Source organism: Vibrio sp. THAF64 (assembly GCF_009363455.1).
Classification (GTDB): Bacteria; Pseudomonadota; Gammaproteobacteria; order Enterobacterales; family Vibrionaceae; genus Vibrio; species Vibrio coralliilyticus.
The window spans coordinates 1,467,507-1,484,025 of the sequence record NZ_CP045355.1 but is presented as its reverse complement, the minus strand read 5'-3'; the positions used below and the strand labels follow the sequence as shown (position 1 = coordinate 1,484,025).

Genomic DNA, 16,519 nt, shown 5'->3' with positions numbered 1-16,519 from the left:
TCTAAAACGAAGATAGATTCAGTTCAACAGGTTTACCCAACCAGTAGGCAAACTCCGTATGATCTTCTAAGTCATTATCTGTTAGCGCATGGACCAAAACTGACAACTCGCCACGGGATTTATCCAACCACGGGATAAGAGCATCGAAGTCACCCGCTGTAAACGTCACAGAAAAGCTCCACATCGTATGAGGGCCGACGAGTTTCTGGTTGAAGCGCCCGACAGACAAGTCAAACTCGCGACGGATTTGCTCCCTCAGTTCAGAAGCAAAATCGTTGCTGTTAGCGTCAAAATAGACGTGTGCGTGGTAATCTTGATGGGTATTCTTAGGATAGGTCATAACAATAAAACAAGAACGTGTTCGAATACTTCATCCTAACACGTTCCCGATATTAACTCTCAAACACTTACATTCATTACACTTGGGATTAGCCGAGCAGCCCCTGCTCCACTGCGTACTTTGCGAGTTCAGCCGTACTGTGCAAATCCAGTTTCTGCTTGATGTTCTGTCGATGGGTTTCAACGGTTCGATAACTAATACTGAGCAGCGCTGCAATTTTTTTGCTGCTGTTTCCTTCCGCAACCAATTTAAGAACGGCTTCCTCGCGTCGACTGAGAGGGTTAGGTTTTTGCGCAGCAGGAATCACTTCTTGAGAAAACAAGGTTTGTGTAACCGATTCGCAAAAATAGGTGGAGCCTTGGTAAACCGTTTTAATCGCCTGCACCATCCGACGGGCACAAATCTCTTTCAGCATGTAGCCAACAGCACCAGCCTGCATCACCTTCATGATGTATTCGCGGTTATCATGCATGGTCAGCATCAACACCTTAATCTCTGGCAGCTCTTCCTTGATAAGACGCGTGGCATCGATGCCGTTCATTAATGGCATACTCACATCCATCAACACAACGTCTGGAGTTAGCTCCTTAACCTTTTCAATCGCCTCCAAGCCATTGCTGGCCGAGCCAATCACCTCAATTTCTGGTTCCAGTTGGAGCCGAGCGATAAATCCATCTAAGACGACCTGGTGATCGTCCACTATCACCACTTTGATCGGTTTATCCATATATTAATCCATCTAATTTCAACAGAACGGTAATCTCTGTACCAAACCCTGGTTCGCTTTCAAGCTCAAAATCGCCGCCCAAAAACTCTACTCGCTCACGCATATTGCGTAAACCAATACCCGACTTCCTTAACGTCGAGCCTACATCAAATCCGACACCATCATCACGTATGATCAGTTGAAGCATGTCACCCAATTGCTGCAGTATCACCGTCACCTGCTTGGCTTGGGAGTGCTTCTCTATATTGGTCAGCGACTCCTGTGCCACTCGGTAAAGCGTGGTCGCTACCTCTGATTTTAGCCTGCTCTGACTGGTTGACAATGACGCCTCAACATCGACGCCAGAATGCGCTTTAAAGTCCGTCAGCAAAGTCGTCATCGCAGCCTCAAGACCGATATCATCAAGGGCACTCGGTCTTAACTGATGAGAAATATGCCTAACTTCATTAATCGCTGTCATGAGAGAATTTTGCGATTTAGCCAGATGCTGCTTTTGAGTTTCGTCATCAAGTTTAGTGCCAAGCAACTCCAAATGGCATTTGCTTGAGATCAGAAGCTGGTTGATACCATCGTGAAGCTCCCTCGCTAAATGCTTTTTCTCGTCTTCCTGAAACATCACGGTTTTATGCGCCAGCTCTTTTAAGCTCTTATCCGCCAGTCGATGCTCATGTAAATTAACGGCTAATGTCAGAACCAGAATCACCGCAACGGTCACCACTACAATCACAATGAGTGAAAAGAAGGTCGTCTCGATATTATCGTTGACCGCTAATTGGAGGTTTGCCACTTCTTCAGTGACATCTTCAATGTACAAACCCGTACCGATCATCCAGTTCCATTTGCTTAACCAAGCCGCGTAACTCAGTTTAGGAACGCTTTCTCCTGTGGATGGCTTTTGCCACAAATACTGATGAAAACCGCCACCGGATTTTGCCTGCGCCAATAAAGATTCAATTAAGTGGTTGCCGTTTTCATCCTGAATGTGCAGCAGGTTTTGCCCCACCAGCTCAGGCATAATAGGGTGAACTAAGTTAGTCCCGTTCTTATCGTAAACAAAGAAGTAGCCATCTGTACCATATTGCAGACGACTGATGATCGCTTTGACCTGCTCCTTGGCCTGATGCTCTTCGATATTAGGATCGTTATAGATGTGCTCAATGGCATCAAAGGCCAAATCAACCAGATCCTTGAGCGCCGATTCTTTTGACTTAATGAGGCTGGAATGGAAGATTTTCACTTCTTTGTCACCCAGCGTTTTGGTTTGGTAGATAGCGATCCAACTTGTCAGCGCCATCACTAACAATAGCGGCAACAAGCTCAACAAAATCAACTTAGCTTTTAGAGGCATTCCTTCTCCCATACTAAAAAGCTGCCCATACGAGCAGCTTTACTTTAGCAAGAGTTGTTACATTTCTGTAATCGGGCGATCACATTCCATAGAATCCAGGGAAGACTAACAGTGATGCCAACACGAGGATCTGAATACCGATGAATGGCATCACGCCTCGGTATATGTCTCGAGTTGTCACCCCTTTCGGTGCTACACCTTTGAGATAAAACAGGCTGAAACCAAATGGTGGGGTCAGGAAGGAAGTCTGCAGGTTCATCGCAATCAAGATCGCAAACCAAGTCATGTTGATGCCCATAATCTCGGCAACGGGTGCGATGATTGGAACGATGATAAAACAGATTTCCACAAAGTCGATGAAGAAGCCCAGAACCAGAATCACTAACATAGTGATGATCAGGAAGCCCCATTTCTCACCCGGTATTTGTAGCATCCACTCTTCAACCAGGTAGTCACCACCCGTGTAAGTAAATGCCATAGAGAACGCTGTAGCACCAAGTAGAATCGCAAACACCATAGCGGTCACTTTAACCGTCTCTTTCGACGCTTCATACACCATGTTCCAGCTGAATTGCTTGTAAAGCAGAGACAGAACTATCGCACCAGCCCCACCAAGCGCAGCGGATTCTGTTGGCGTCGCAACACCAGCAAAGATGGAACCAAGTACCACTACGATAAGCGCAAGTGGCGGGATCACAGCTTTAAGCGCAGTGATGACTTCCTGCTTACGGCTTACCGATTCATCACGAGGAATTGGCTGCGCAGCTTCTGGATTCAGTTTGGCGTAAATCAGAATATAGAGAACGTAAGCGCCAACTAAAACGAGCCCCGGCCAAACTGCTGCCTGAAACAAATCCCCAACGGGTACACCTAACACATCACCAAGAAGGATTAAGACGATAGAGGGTGGAATGATTTGGCCTAACGTACCTGAGGCACAAATCGTTCCGCACGCCAGCCCTTTGTCGTAGTTGTACTTGAGCATAACTGGCAGAGAGATAAGCCCCATCGCTACAACAGACGCACCAACAACGCCTGTAGACGCCGCCAGTAAAGCACCCACTAACACGGTAGAAATCGCGATACCACCGCGCACACCACCAAACAGCTTACCCATGGATTCAAGCAGCTGTTCCGCTAGACGTGTTTTTTGAAGAACCAAACCCATGAAAACGAACAATGGCACTGCCATCAATACCGTGTTTTCCATGATGGATTGGATGCGATATGGCATGAAAGCAAACATATCCATGCCTTCGGCCCAAACGCCGAATATCAGTGCAATACCACCAAAGGTGAACGCAACTGGGAAGCCAAGCAGCAAAGCAAACAAGGCAACAAAAAACATTACAATACCGACCATTTTTGTCTCCTTACTTTTGCTCTGTTGAGTTGGCGTAAATTAAATGCGGGTTAAAAATCTTATTGAGAGAATGAAGCAGTAATCCAACACCACTTATTGCCATAAACATAAACGACAATGGAATCATGGCTTTAATTACCCAGCGATAGGGTAAGCCACCAGGGTCACCAGACGTTTCACCTAGGGCGAAACTCTCTTTAGCGAAATCAACGCCGTACCAAGCCACCAGCAGACAAAACGGAAAAAGAAAAACGATGGTACCGATTAAATCAATGATCGCCTGTGCTCGATGAGACAAACGCTCGTAAAAAAGGTCTACCCTGACATGGCCACCCGCTTTAATGGCATAAGGTACACCCAGAAGGAATACGGCAGAGAACAAGTGCCACTCCATTTCCTGAAATGCAATGGAAACATCGTTAAACACGTAGCGCATCACCACATCGTAAACGACATTTGCGAGCAATAAGATAAACAGGATACTCGACAGCCATCCTAGGAAATCGCCGAAGCGATTAAAGATGCGCTCTATATAGATTAGATTTCTCATTCCCTACTCCATGGAACTTTGAAATAACTCCGCTTGGCCGAAGCCTGCGGAGCTTTGTTATAGACTCTTCAAATTATAAGAGAGTTTTCTTGGGCTTCTCGTTGCCAGCTCAATCAAACTGGCAACGAATTTTTATGATTATTGTTGTGCCTGACTGTTTAGGTATGCGCGGTGCGAGATGTCAGACCAAGGACGAACTTGCTCGATGTAAGCAGCCTGAGACGCTTGGATCTCTTTTGCCATTTCATCTTTGTCAGCATGTTCTTTAAGTAGACGCTCGTTAGCTTCACGAAGTGCTGTCATGACTTCCGCTGGGAAGTTTTTCACCTGCACATTTGGATATTCAGACTTGATTGACGCCCAGTTCTTACCACTTTCGTGTTTAGACTGAGTGTACATATCGTAAGCCGCAGTCTTCATGGCAACCTGAAGAATCGCTTTCAGATCGTCAGGCAGGCGGTTCCAAGTGCGCTTATTGATCAGGAATTGCAGCTCTGTACCTGGCTCATGCCAACCTGTGTAGTAGTAAGGTGCAATCTTGTGGAAACCCATACGTAGGTCAAGTGATGGCCCTACCCACTCAAGTGCATCGATAGTGCGGCGCTCAAGCGAGGTATATAGCTCACCCGGTGCGATGTTGGTTGGTTTTGCACCCAGCTCCGCCAGAATCTCACCGGCAAATCCAGGGATACGCATTTTCAGACCTTTTAGGTCATCAACAGAGTTGATCTCTTTCTGGAACCAACCACCCATCTGAGTATCTGTGTTACCTCCAGGGAAAGACATCAGGTTATGAGGTGAATAGACTTTCTCCATTAACTCCATACCACCGCCGTAGTAGAACCAGGCGTATTGCTCTGTCGGCAGCATACCAAATGGCATTGAGGTGAAATAAAGCGTATTAGGCACTTTACCTTTCCAGTAGTAAGACGCAGAGTGCCCCATGTCATACTGGCCCGATTTCACCATATCAAACACACCCAGTGGCGCTTTGTGCTTATTTGCAGAGTCGATTCGAATCTGAAGGCGGCCATTAGACATTTCTTCCGCCATCTTCGCCATGTTTTTGGTTGCATCACCAAAGATTGGGAAGTTTGGGCCCCAAGTTTCCGCCAGCTTCAAGCGGTACACTTTTTCAGCAGCATTCACTGATGTCGCAGCAACAGCTAGTGCTGCTGCCATAGCCGTACCTTTCAGTACTCGTTTCAAAGATTGTCTGATTAGACTCATGTTCACGTCCTTTGTTAGATTCAGCAACTTTCCAGTTACCTTCTGTTCCATTACAGAGTGGTTTATCTACGAGAAATAGGAAATCAGCGCGAACACGGAGAAAAATTAACAAACCCAAATATACTTCAACCTTAGAATTACGTATTACTACGTAGGATAAAGGATATAAAAATTATAATTTACTAAGATTCAAATACTTATAAAAAATTGAGACACTATAAGTTTGGAGTAATACGTAGAGAACGATGCGTGGAAGATATAGAGTAAAAGATTTTATAAATGTGACAAATGTTAAATATTGATAGATATAATGATAAATCAATAAAAAGGAAGGTCCGAATGGAGAAAAACCCCGATAGGCATCGAGGTTCTTCTATTCGTCTGAAGAAGCAGAGGTGTCTGCTATTTCAAAAGAGGTCGCTAACAGTATGAATTAAACTGCTTTGTAGATAACTTTGTTACCTGCTAACTGCTCTTTTGCTACCAGGTTTTCTTCTAGTAGTTTTTTCAGTGCGCCAGTTGCCCAAGAAGCCGCTTTCGCTTCTTCCTGACCCGCCGCTAGGCCAATACCCTTAGGGTTGATGCCTTCAACGTTAGCAACAACAATGTCTAGTACTTGTTGTTGTTTTGGAGTTAGTGCAACGCTAACTTCTTTAGCCGCAACAACTTTCTCCGCTGCTGGTGCTACAGCTACTTTCTTCTCAACTACAGGCTTAGCTTTCTTAGTTGCTTCTACATTGGCAACAGTCGCCTTAACGCGTTTTTGCAATTTCATCTGCACTTTACGCTTATGAGCAAGTCTCATCGAGTTTCTCTCCATTTCACTGCATACGGAGCAGTGGTGAAAATTTGAAGCGCGATTTATACCAAAAAAATGCGGCCATTTACAGGGTATGAGGGGCTTTATCGAGCAAAAATGCGTGATATGCTGTCATCAGGCTACAATTTAATCAGTACCAATTATGATCCTTTTCATAACTACTGAATATATAAACAGAGGTTTAAGTTATCGCCAAGGAGTCGTAAATGCAGACATTGCATCTTACCAATCAACCTATTCGGCTATCTTCACCGATTGCCAAAATCCTTGCGACTATAGCTTCTATTGTATTGATTTCTCTTGTAATGTTTTCTCCAGATTTCCAGCAGGCAGTTTTGACGCTGGTCGCTATCCTGTCTATGCTCGGATTTGGCTACCTGTTGATTCTCAAAAGCACCGTCTCCTACACATTAACAGCCACCCACTTTCAGCAGCACCTGTTCAAAGGCGGTTGGGTGGTAAAATGGAGTAATGTCAGCAAGATTGGCATCTGCCATTATGATCAAGAAGGATGGCAGCAGCCTCTGCCTTGGATCGGAATTAAACTCAAGCACTATTCACCATACCTCGATAGTATTTGCCCTCGAATCGCCACGGAGATTCTGCTTAGCCAAAGAGCCTTGCTGTATCTTGGGGCCAAACAGAGCCAGCAAGGTACCCAATTTGAGGATATAGTTTTGGATTCCAAGCCGTATAAAAATACGCAAGGCGAACAGTATTCAGGACTACAAGCCATGCTTGCCAATAGAATGCGCTATCAGAGAAGTTACTTTGATTACGACATTTTCATTTCCGCACATGACTTAGACCGTTCTGCAGAAGAATTTGTCGGACTTGCAAGACGCTATCTTGCCGCTGCTGAGCCTGAAGAAGAATACGAATAATGGAATGACAGGCAATATAAGAAAAGGTCGCGCGAGGCGACCTTTTTCAGTAATTAGTAAAGTGGCATTTCATCCGCCACAAATGGGTTGGATGCACGCTCTCTACCAAAGGTAGATTCAGGACCATGGCCCGGCACGAATCGAACGTCATTACCTAGAGGCCAAAGTTTGGTTTTGATCGAGTTAATCAGAGTATCGAAGTCACCTTTAGGAAAATCTGTGCGTCCGACTGAACCGTTAAACAACACATCACCAACAAAGGCAAGCTTAGCTTCTTCACTGAATAGCACCACGTGACCTGGTGTATGGCCTGGAGTATGGTAAACATTGAGTATTTGATTACCAAACGCTACGGTATCGCCATCATTCAACCACTTTTGCGGTTCGAATGCTTCAGTTAATGGAAAACCAAACATCTGGCTCTGCCCAGCTAAGCCTTGAAGCCAGAAGTTGTCATCTTTGTGTGGGCCAACAATTTCAATACCGCCCAGCTCAGCGGACAAAGACTCTGTGCCACCAACATGATCTAAGTGACCATGTGTCAGAACCAAATTGACGACCTTAACACCCAACTCTTTAATCAGTGCCGCCAGTTGTTTTACGTCGCCGCCGGGATCAACCACTACGCCTTCCATGGTTTCATCACACCATACAATCGAGCAGTTTTGCGAAAAAGAAGTGACAGGAACAACTTGGTACTTCAGAGACATATTGAAACCTTACTGAATATCTAAACTGGCGAAACTATGACATTTGGTAAGGTTTTTGACAACCTTGTCTTATATGAAGACGCTTACCAGTGGCGGACTGGCCCAGTATCAATGTGGACAAAATTGCTTCTAGGGTAATAGCCGACACCGCCCGCTTTAAGCTCAATCGCAGCGTCGCGGACTTTTTTCAGATTGACACCGTCAAGACGAAAATCAATCGCCTGCCCTAGCATGTGGTAGCTCTTCTTCGCCACCCCACTTGATTTTGAGCGTAACGCTGCATTGGTGGCAGGAGAGCGGTAACCAGAAATGATCTGAACTTCTGCTTCAACACCAAGCTCAGATTGAATCAGTGAAATCTGATCGAACAGGTATTTGTCCATTTCATGGACTTCATTGCGGCGGAAGTCTCGGCAAATGTTATCAATGCGACTCAGTTCGTTTGCTACATAGTCCCGACCATCGAAGTAGCAAGATTCCAGTTCTTCCCCTGTATGGAGGTTATTAAAGGCCAATGCGCGAGGTTGATCTGGGTGAGCAGCGAAAGCAAGAGAAGGAGCACAGCTGGCTACAACTAAGCCACTACCAGCTAACTTAATAAAATCTCTACGAGAAAAATCCACGGTGAACAGCCTTCATAAAATCGTTGATGGAAACGTGTCGAACGGCGACACTACCTAACTCTAATATGAAGTGCAAATGCATAAACCATGCTCATAGATAGATTCTGAGCATAGAAATTTGCTTACTGCTTGACCTTATTAATAAAAAACTTTGTTGTGAGAAAATGTTATTTTTTGGTCAGGCTCACCCTTTGCCGTAACTAAAACGATCCCAGCGGTATATATCGTCCCTGTAATGGATCTTGCCGCCCTCTGACCAAGCTGTTTGGTAGATGATGTGCACCGGCACACGCTGTTTGAGCGGAATCGATTTGTTTGCCGCCAACTCTTCTTCGTCCAGCGTCGACATATCCAAGCCTTGGCTCTCTAGCAAACGCGTGGCAAATTGATCCGCGTGCTCAACCCTAATGCAACCTGAGCTGAATGCCCTGCTGGCCTCATCAAACAAATTTTTACTTGGTGTATCATGCAGATAGATCGCACGGCGATTAGGGGTGTTAAACTTGTATAGGCCGAGCGCATTGTTGTTTCCTGAAAGCTGCGTCATTCGATACGGAAACGCGCTGGGGCGCATGTTCTGCCAATCAATGTCCTCTGGATTAATCAACTCTTTCGATCCCCACTTAGGCACAATCGTAATATTTTGGCGAACCAGATACTCAGGATCCTCTTTCACTTTGGGGATGATATCTTCAACCATGATTTTCCATGGCACATTCCAAGTAGGATTAAGGATCAATGAATCCAGCTTGGTCGTCATCATCGGTGTTGGCCTGCCCTTACGCCCTACAACCACCTTAGACTCAAACACTTCTTGACCTGAGTACCAATACTTCATCTCAAACCCGGGCACATTCACCACAATGATGGTGTCACGCTCAATCGGCCATAACCTGCCGCGTTCTGCATTGAGCGCCAGTATAGATAACCGTTCACTCGGGCTGATGTTCAACCAACGAATCGTATCAGGGCCAATAATGCCATCGTCCGTTAAGCCATGGAGACGTTGGAACTGTTTTACGGCGGTTTCTAAGGTGGCGTCATACCAGCTTACATCTCGCCGAACATCTGACAAATCAACGTCGACCATTTCCATTCTGACTAGCAGAACTTCTCGATTTTTCAGTTTGTCCCCGACTTTTCTTAACCCTCTTTGGGTGTACTTAGGTAGATTCAGCTCTTCAAACTTTACAACGTGTAAGTAGCTGTCGATCAGCTTTTGGTAGTCGTCGCTATCCGGGGTGTAGACTTCTATTAGCTCACTGAGCTGCTGATGGTCCACCGCCACAGCAACGGCAATTAAATTGGTTTGGCTCAGTTTCGGTAAAGGTTTGTACAATTTGGATTCGAAGAACCAGTCATAACCAAGCAGTTTCGCTTGCTCAGCGTAGCTAATGTAGAGAAGTAACGTATCGGTGGCAAGTAGGTCATATTCATGCCAGCGATTGCTCTTACGATAGTACTCAAGGTATCTCAATTGACGGGCAAAAAGAGGGCTGAACCCCGCACTGGTGATGATTTCAAGTTGAAACTCAAGCCGAGTGCTTTGTTGAAGATCAAACCAGATCAACTGGTTGTGATTGCTCTGATAAATGTGTTCGACATCTTTGGAATATTGCAGGACCCGAAGGACATGACTGTCTGGCTCCAACCACCCAATACGCTCAAAATAGCTACTGGCCCAAGTCGGTATAGGAATAATTATCAGCAGTAATAGAAGGGGGTTAAGTCTAGCCATCTTACTCTCCAATCTAATCGCCCGAGATCAAAGTATGGCAGAGAAATAAGAGGCTAGGATGAAATGATGATGAGAATATTAATTTTCCCAAGCTTTACAATGAAGTAGGCTAAGAAATCATCGACCAGTGGTTATCCCATTGAATTCCCGACTGAATTTTTTTCTTCTCTTCTGGTGAGTATTGTGTGATCACGCCGCCAGCCCCCGAGCTAACTCGGAAAAAGCCGTTCTGTACAACGACACCTGAAGCGTCTGGCAATGAGGCCAATTCCACCATTTTTCTGGTTTGCTTAGACCAGATCCCGTAGCAGTTTCCGCGAGGTGATGTTGCCAAGATCCACTCATCCGTTGCCGCAATACTCGCAATGTAATGATTGAATCTTGCCCACTGTTCTGGTTCCCCTTCAAGAGGGATCATTTGACCACCTTGAGTATGCATTGCCAAAAGAGAAGGATACTCATCAGGCTCACCACGGTACTGCTGACCACACAGGACAGTTTTGCCACCATCATGCGCAAGGTGTCGAATACTCAAATGGTTATCTGGTAAAGCCACTTGCTCTGTCAGCTCACCATTGGAGTCCAAGTAGCTCAAGCTAGGTTTCATGGTTGCAATATTGAGCGGCTGTCGGCCATTGGTATGAACGCCGCCAACACCAATCGCTAGTGAACCATCCGGCATGGCAATCACTTCATGAGGCCCGAGGCCAAAGTTGGTAAACTCTGCCACCTTGTCGTACCCAGCCAGCACATCGTAAACACCAATAATGCCTCGGCTAGTACCACGCTCACCTTCTGTTGCGTACAGCCACTTGCCGTCGTTTGAATACACGCCATGACCATAATAGTGACGATTGGAATGGGCGGCTGAGGATTTGATCACTTCGCCAGTCACATAGTCAAAAACAACGAAAAACGTACCCGGACGACGAGCAAACGCCACCGCATGGTTAAGTTTCGCGTTTGTTGCGACGCCATGCCCTCTTGCAGGAAGAGGAACTTGTCTTATCGGGTGACCAAACTCATCCGCGACTACCGCAGAGTACTTGTCTCGACCATATAAGGAGCAACCGATCAGTGACGGCTGGCCCAATGTCTCTGACTTACTCGCGCAACCGAAAGGCAGCAAAGGCGTAGCAGCGCCAAACAGCGCTGCCTTGAGAAGGTTTCGTCTTGTGTTATCAGTCACCATCTGTTGCGTTAAACCCTATTACGACACCAAGTTCAATCGCCACTTCTTCGTGGATAAGATACTTCAGCTGCTCCAGCTTATTGTATTGAGCGTAAGCTTTGCGATAACCCTCTTTTGTCTGCAGCATGTCAAACAAGCTTTCATCGGTTGGCCATGTTTCCAATGCAGTATCAAACTGTTGAGCGATGCTGTCAGCAAGCTGTACTTTGCCACGCTCACGCAGCAGTTTATCCAGCCCGTTACCACCCGCTAAGTACAACGCCTGCATCGCTTCAATGTTAGCTTTGAGATTCTGCATGGAAGTTTCCGAGCGCCAGGATTCAGCGAAATAAGGTCTTGGTTTACCAAAGTTCGCTAAAGGACGACTCATCTTTTTCATGCTGTATTCAAGCTGATTAGAAAGAAGAGAAATGTACTCAGACGTCCATGCTTTTTCATCCAGCTCAACCCAAGGGTTAGTTTGCCATGCCGTAGCAATGGTCTCAGCATTCGCAGCAATGTTCTCTGCGATTGCAATACCGGTTTGGCAGGTAGCTTGTGATGAACTCAAAGAAGAGGCTTGGTCATACAACAGCCATTCTACCGAGCCTAAACCTTGAACCGTCACGCTCTGCTGTGAAATTTGTGCTTGCGTCCAAGTCTTGCTTTGGCCCGTCAGTGCAGTCATCTTGCGACCCGTCGTATTTTTCTTGTCTGGCCAAAACTGAATATTCCAGCTCTGCTCAAGTGCCTTTTCAGGCCCCCTTTCCTGCCCTTGTAGAGCCATCCAAGCAACCATGGTTTGATGCCATTGTGACTTCAGTGACTCCAATTCCGTCGCGTCCGCACAATAAGCTGCCATTTGAGCGGCCAGCTTATCAGCCTGATTAGAGAAAGTGTGCGCTGCGGCAAACTCTACTTGATAAACACCCTGACTAGGATGAGAGGTTTTCTGAGCGACAGGCATTGTGCTGCTGGTTGACTGACAGCCAGCCAGTAGCGTCATCGAGGCAGCCAGTGCTGATAAAGAAAAGATCTTCATCGTGATTCCTTACAATGAATTCAAGAAAGCGATCAAGGCATCGCGCTCTTTTTGATTGAACTTGAGAACGGTTTGTTTCGCGGGCTCAGCTTCACCACCATGCCACAATACCGCTTCCATCAGGTTACGTGCTCGGCCATCATGAAGGAAATAAGTATGGCCGTTGACTTCTTCGGTGTAACCGATGCCCCATAATGGCGCAGTTCGCCACTCGCGTCCATTCGCCAAATACTCAGGCCTGTTATCTGCAAGTCCTTCACCCATATCATGAAGCAGTAAATCGGTGTAAGGATGAATTTTCTGATTCGATAAAGCCGGTAGGCCTTCTCTCTTCATAGTTCTGGCTTCGCTCTTATGGCAGCTATCACACCCTGCTTTGGCAAATAAGTTCTGACCAAGCTTAACTTCCGGAGCATCCATATTACGACGAATCGGTACGGCTAAGTGCTGAGAATAGAATTCAACGAAATCGAGAATGTTGTCGCTCACTTCAGGAGCTCCACCGTTTGGCAATTCAGCACAAATAGATTGCTTCGACGTGCAGTTTTCATTCGGGAACAGGTTGCTGGTCAGGCCAACATCGCCGTTAAATGCTGCAGCATTTTGTTGCATCAGCGTAGGTTGCCCAGACTTCCAGCCAAAGCGACCAATGGCGAAATCATTCTTCTGTACATCCCAAACTTTGTTCACCTTGCCTGAGATACCATCGCCATTGGCATCATTTTCATCTGCCCAAGTTTGCAGCGTTTCATCAGAAATACTTTCTAATAGCCCCAGTCCAATCATTGGCGGCGCAACGCGGGCGGAAAATTGGGTATCAGAGTGCATCTCGCCGTAACCTAAATCGGTAATTTTTAGGTTGGGCTTACGTAGCACTACTTTTGTACCATCGGTAAAGGTCACTGGTACATCTGTGTAAGTAATGTTGATCTGTCCTTCAGGAGTTTGATCCTGAAGTGAAAAATCTTGTAGCTGACCACCATACGTTGGTTCAGGGATCACACCATCTTTAATGAAAGCTTTTTTCTGCTCTGGTGTCATCGCAGGAATGCTCAAACGCACCAGCATGGAAACGGCATGAATGTCCCCTTCTTCTGGTGGGTGACCACGACCATCTTTAATATGGCAGTTTTGACAACCATTGGTATTAAAAAGAGGCCCTAAGCCGTCACGGGCATCGGTAGAAGCCGGCGCTTGTACCCATGGGTTACGGAAAAAACTGTTACCTACACTGAAATCTAGTCGCTTGGACATTGGCAGGTTTCCAGCAGGCAAAGAGTATGCGTTTGCACCCTCTTTCTTAACCGCGGTACCGCCGCCAGATTTCATTTCATAACCAGAAACAGAAGCACTCACCAGTATTAGAGAGGCTAATATGGACTTTTTATACAACTTCATACCAATAGTTCTCGGGTAAAGACCAGCACCTTGTTAAGAAATATTCTCATTAAAAGTGTGGTTATAGAAACAGCAAAAGGGCTCACTAAGAGCCCTTAAAATTAATTAATTGTTTTTAGAATTCGTGGTCAGCTGTATCTGGGTTCAGGCTGTTGATACCAACGATTTTCGCCGCACGTTCGATAGATGAAGTTTGGGCAACTAGAGACATGATTGTCTCGTTTACTAATGCGTTACCTTGCGCGTTACCTGCTGCAATTAGCTGGTCAAAGTACTGACCGTGCTTTTCAGCAGAAGTTACAAGTTGACCTACTTGAGAACGTGTTACGTCGAACTGCTTCTGGATCTCTTTCGCCGCTGCTTTGTCTTTCTGAGCTACAAGATCTGCGATGCTAGGACCAGATAGAAGCGTACCGTCTTCACGTTTGTACAGACCAGTGTATACGTTGTAGATACCCTGCTCGTTGTAGTAGTGAGAGTTGTGCGTGTTGTCAGAGAAACAATCGTGCTCATCTTCAGTAGAGTTTGCTTCTAGAGCGACTTTCATACGCTCACCAGCAAGCTCACCTAGAGATAGAGAACCCATGCCGAATAGCATTTTGCGAAGGCCGTTGTCCGCAGAGTCGTTCAGAAGTTCTTCACGGTAGTTACCTTTTACATCTGAAGACCACTGTTTTTCCATCCACTGTAGATCTTGAACCAATAGGTCAGCCGCTGCTTTTAGATACTCACCACGACGGTCGCAGTTGCCGTTAGTACAACCTTTACCAACAACGAAGTCAGTGTAAGCACGCTCACCAGCACCAGCGTTAGTACCGTTTAGGTCTTGACCCCATAGCAGGAATTCAATCGCGTGGTAACCAGATGCAACGTTAGCTTCAGAACCGCCCACCTCGTTCAGATCAGCAATCGCTTCTGGAGTCAGTTGAGCAACGTCAAGTTTAGTTGCACCAATCGTTAGCTGCTTATTTGCAACGATATTTGCGCTTGCGCCTTCGTTACCTAGCTCATACTGGTAATCAGTTGATACGTAATCAATTAGGCCTTCATCAAGAGGCCATGCGTTTAGTTGACCTTCCCAATCATCAACAACCGCGTTACCAAAACGAAATACTTCAGACTGTTGGTACGGAACGCGAGAGTCAAGCCAAGCTTGTTTTACTTCAGCAAGCTTGGCTTCAGATGGAGCTGCAAGGAAAGATTCGATAGATTGGTCTAGTGTCTTAGCAGTTGTTAGTGCATCGGCAAATACTGCGTGAGCAACATCTGCGTAGTGTTCTACTACTTGCTCTTTTGTCACGTTCGCTGCAAAAACAGAACTGCTAGCAAGAACGAGAGAAGTTGCAACAGAGCGCGCTAAAAGTGATTTTACATTCATTGAAAAGCATCCTTGTTGAGCTTAATAATTATTCTGCATAATAAGTGCTAATTATTCTCATTTACACTTATAGGCGCAGATAATACAAACTTACATTTTTTTTGCAAGGGTTATACAAAAAAGCCTCACAAAAGTGAGGCTTTTATCAACATAGGCTGCTATTGGGCTAGAGCTTAAGATCGTGTTTTCCGTGTGATACCTTAGCTTTAAGATATCCTTCGTTACCATCTTTAATATGCGCAGAGGTGTTGACAGTATCTTCGATTTCAACGCCATGTTCTTTCAGTTCACGGATCTTCTTCGGATTATTCGTGATTAAACGGATCTTATTAACATCCAACGCTTTAAGCATTTGCGCCGCTTCCGTAAAATCACGCAAGTCATCACCAAAGCCTAAATGGTTGTTCGCTTCATAGGTATTCAGACCTTCACTTTGTAATTTGTACGCGTCAATCTTGTTGTAAAGGCCGATACCACGACCTTCCTGGCGCAAGTAAAGAATAATCCCGCCTGATTCACCCATTTTATTAATCGTCTCATCCAACTGTTCACCACAATCGCATCGAGAAGAATGGAAAACATCACCTGTCAGGCATTCTGAGTGCAAGCGAACTAAAGGGCTGGACTGAGTCTTGTCGGCTTGTTTGAAAATGATGGCTACATGCTCTTTGTCGGTCTTGAGTCCTTTAAAAGAAAGAAGCTCCGCTTCTATATCACTGTTTTTACCGACTTTAAAATCTACTCTGGCTCTAACTTCCGCCATATCCCTACTCACTTGAATCTTGCTATCTTCTATTTCTATCATTTTAGAAATCTCTTATGTATCTAACTATGGGGATTGATATCCGAGAAATCAATGGTCAGATCACTTTTTGTTATAATATAACAATTTATATTTAAGACAATAAAAAACCTCAGCGAATTTACTTCGTGAGGTTCTTTATGAAACTGGTCAGATAATAGAATTTAGTGGTTCTGCTTTTTCTTCCACATAGAGAGCTCAATCCAAAGAGCTTCGAGCACCTGAAGCTCTTCTTCAGTTAACAGAGAAAGCGTTGGTTTAGTTTGTGGCAAAGAATAAGCTTGCAGCGAGCTTATTTGAGCATAAAAATCTTTGCGTAATTGAGATATATTTGTATCCACTACTATTCCCTAAGTCTCTATCTATAAACCGATATAAAATGGTGACTCAAACCA

General features: G+C 45.4%; 17 protein-coding genes. 1 reads left to right on the top strand and 16 read right to left on the bottom strand.

Features of this window, described 5'->3' with window-relative positions:
• Position 1: 1 nt before the first annotated feature.
• The 7 genes from FIU99_RS06720 to FIU99_RS06690 form a co-directional block, all read right to left on the bottom strand.
• Positions 2-340: a DOPA 4,5-dioxygenase family protein gene (locus tag FIU99_RS06720; RefSeq protein WP_006958850.1), complete on the bottom strand. Its 339-nt coding sequence runs from the start codon at positions 338-340 to the stop codon at positions 2-4.
• An 88-nt stretch (positions 341-428) separates the two neighbouring features.
• A complete protein-coding gene (locus FIU99_RS06715; protein WP_006958851.1) occupies positions 429-1,067 on the bottom strand; it encodes a response regulator transcription factor in 639 nt (212 codons plus the stop codon).
• Complete coding sequence (locus tag FIU99_RS06710) at positions 1,060-2,415, bottom strand: cache domain-containing protein (protein ID WP_006958852.1); 1,356 nt, start codon at positions 2,413-2,415, stop codon at positions 1,060-1,062. Before FIU99_RS06710 ends, FIU99_RS06715 begins: the two co-directional genes overlap by 8 nt.
• A 79-nt stretch (positions 2,416-2,494) precedes the next feature.
• Positions 2,495-3,778, bottom strand: a complete 1,284-nt coding sequence (locus tag FIU99_RS06705; protein ID WP_006958853.1) for a TRAP transporter large permease subunit — start codon at positions 3,776-3,778, stop codon at positions 2,495-2,497.
• Positions 3,779-3,788: 10 nt separating this feature from the next.
• Positions 3,789-4,328 (bottom strand): TRAP transporter small permease subunit, encoded by a 540-nt coding sequence (locus FIU99_RS06700; protein WP_006958854.1) that lies wholly within the window; start codon positions 4,326-4,328, stop codon positions 3,789-3,791.
• Positions 4,329-4,466: 138 nt separating this feature from the next.
• Positions 4,467-5,558: a TRAP transporter substrate-binding protein gene (locus FIU99_RS06695; RefSeq protein WP_006958855.1), complete on the bottom strand. Its 1,092-nt coding sequence runs from the start codon at positions 5,556-5,558 to the stop codon at positions 4,467-4,469.
• A 433-nt stretch (positions 5,559-5,991) separates the two neighbouring features.
• Complete coding sequence (locus FIU99_RS06690) at positions 5,992-6,363, bottom strand: hypothetical protein (protein WP_006958856.1); 372 nt, start codon at positions 6,361-6,363, stop codon at positions 5,992-5,994.
• Between the two features lie 221 nt (positions 6,364-6,584).
• On the opposite strand from FIU99_RS06690, the gene FIU99_RS06685 reads away from it, so the two are divergent.
• Positions 6,585-7,262, top strand: a complete 678-nt coding sequence (locus FIU99_RS06685; protein WP_006958857.1) for a DUF2982 domain-containing protein — start codon at positions 6,585-6,587, stop codon at positions 7,260-7,262.
• A 53-nt stretch (positions 7,263-7,315) separates the two neighbouring features.
• On the opposite strand, the gene FIU99_RS06680 is transcribed toward FIU99_RS06685, so the two are convergent.
• The 9 genes from FIU99_RS06680 to FIU99_RS27310 all read right to left on the bottom strand — a co-directional run bounded on the left by FIU99_RS06680 (position 7,316) and on the right by FIU99_RS27310 (position 16,465).
• Positions 7,316-7,972, bottom strand: a complete 657-nt coding sequence (locus FIU99_RS06680) for an MBL fold metallo-hydrolase (protein ID WP_006958858.1) — start codon at positions 7,970-7,972, stop codon at positions 7,316-7,318.
• A gap of 83 nt (positions 7,973-8,055) precedes the next feature.
• A complete protein-coding gene (locus tag FIU99_RS06675) occupies positions 8,056-8,595 on the bottom strand; it encodes a YcbK family protein (protein ID WP_006958859.1) in 540 nt (179 codons plus the stop codon).
• A 184-nt stretch (positions 8,596-8,779) separates the two neighbouring features.
• Positions 8,780-10,333, bottom strand: a complete 1,554-nt coding sequence (locus tag FIU99_RS06670; protein ID WP_152472142.1) for a murein L,D-transpeptidase — start codon at positions 10,331-10,333, stop codon at positions 8,780-8,782.
• Between the two features lie 109 nt (positions 10,334-10,442).
• Positions 10,443-11,525 (bottom strand): DUF1513 domain-containing protein, encoded by a 1,083-nt coding sequence (locus FIU99_RS06665; RefSeq protein ID WP_152472141.1) that lies wholly within the window; start codon positions 11,523-11,525, stop codon positions 10,443-10,445.
• Positions 11,515-12,546, bottom strand: a complete 1,032-nt coding sequence (locus FIU99_RS06660) for an imelysin family protein (protein ID WP_152472140.1) — start codon at positions 12,544-12,546, stop codon at positions 11,515-11,517. The genes FIU99_RS06665 and FIU99_RS06660 overlap by 11 nt, the downstream gene beginning before the upstream one ends.
• Before the next feature lie 9 nt (positions 12,547-12,555).
• Positions 12,556-13,944: a di-heme oxidoredictase family protein gene (locus tag FIU99_RS06655; protein WP_152472139.1), complete on the bottom strand. Its 1,389-nt coding sequence runs from the start codon at positions 13,942-13,944 to the stop codon at positions 12,556-12,558.
• A 115-nt stretch (positions 13,945-14,059) separates the two neighbouring features.
• Positions 14,060-15,322, bottom strand: coding sequence for an imelysin family protein (locus FIU99_RS06650; RefSeq protein WP_152472138.1), 1,263 nt, complete (start codon positions 15,320-15,322; stop codon positions 14,060-14,062).
• Between the two features lie 166 nt (positions 15,323-15,488).
• The gene (gene ribA, locus FIU99_RS06645) at positions 15,489-16,085 is read right to left on the bottom strand and encodes a GTP cyclohydrolase II (protein WP_045986962.1); all 597 of its coding nucleotides are present in this window, start codon (positions 16,083-16,085) and stop codon (positions 15,489-15,491) included.
• 203 nt (positions 16,086-16,288) lie between these two features.
• Positions 16,289-16,465 (bottom strand): hypothetical protein, encoded by a 177-nt coding sequence (locus tag FIU99_RS27310; protein ID WP_006958866.1) that lies wholly within the window; start codon positions 16,463-16,465, stop codon positions 16,289-16,291.
• Positions 16,466-16,519: the final 54 nt, after the last annotated feature.

Excerpts from the sequence above, each read along its gene's own strand:
- FIU99_RS06720 (WP_006958850.1), bottom strand. The coding sequence starts at position 340 with ATGACCTATCCTAAGAATACCCATCAAGATTACCACGCACACGTCTAT.
- FIU99_RS06715 (WP_006958851.1), bottom strand. The coding sequence starts at position 1,067 with ATGGATAAACCGATCAAAGTGGTGATAGTGGACGATCACCAGGTCGTC.
- FIU99_RS06710 (WP_006958852.1), bottom strand. The coding sequence starts at position 2,415 with ATGCCTCTAAAAGCTAAGTTGATTTTGTTGAGCTTGTTGCCGCTATTG.
- FIU99_RS06705 (WP_006958853.1), bottom strand. The coding sequence starts at position 3,778 with ATGGTCGGTATTGTAATGTTTTTTGTTGCCTTGTTTGCTTTGCTGCTT.
- FIU99_RS06700 (WP_006958854.1), bottom strand. The coding sequence starts at position 4,328 with ATGAGAAATCTAATCTATATAGAGCGCATCTTTAATCGCTTCGGCGAT.
- FIU99_RS06695 (WP_006958855.1), bottom strand. The coding sequence starts at position 5,558 with ATGAGTCTAATCAGACAATCTTTGAAACGAGTACTGAAAGGTACGGCT.
- FIU99_RS06690 (WP_006958856.1), bottom strand. The coding sequence starts at position 6,363 with ATGAGACTTGCTCATAAGCGTAAAGTGCAGATGAAATTGCAAAAACGC.
- FIU99_RS06685 (WP_006958857.1), top strand. The coding sequence starts at position 6,585 with ATGCAGACATTGCATCTTACCAATCAACCTATTCGGCTATCTTCACCG.
- FIU99_RS06680 (WP_006958858.1), bottom strand. The coding sequence starts at position 7,972 with ATGTCTCTGAAGTACCAAGTTGTTCCTGTCACTTCTTTTTCGCAAAAC.
- FIU99_RS06670 (WP_152472142.1), bottom strand. The coding sequence starts at position 10,333 with ATGGCTAGACTTAACCCCCTTCTATTACTGCTGATAATTATTCCTATA.
- FIU99_RS06665 (WP_152472141.1), bottom strand. The coding sequence starts at position 11,525 with ATGGTGACTGATAACACAAGACGAAACCTTCTCAAGGCAGCGCTGTTT.
- FIU99_RS06660 (WP_152472140.1), bottom strand. The coding sequence starts at position 12,546 with ATGAAGATCTTTTCTTTATCAGCACTGGCTGCCTCGATGACGCTACTG.
- FIU99_RS06655 (WP_152472139.1), bottom strand. The coding sequence starts at position 13,944 with ATGAAGTTGTATAAAAAGTCCATATTAGCCTCTCTAATACTGGTGAGT.
- FIU99_RS06650 (WP_152472138.1), bottom strand. The coding sequence starts at position 15,322 with ATGAATGTAAAATCACTTTTAGCGCGCTCTGTTGCAACTTCTCTCGTT.
- ribA (WP_045986962.1), bottom strand. The coding sequence starts at position 16,085 with ATGGCGGAAGTTAGAGCCAGAGTAGATTTTAAAGTCGGTAAAAACAGT.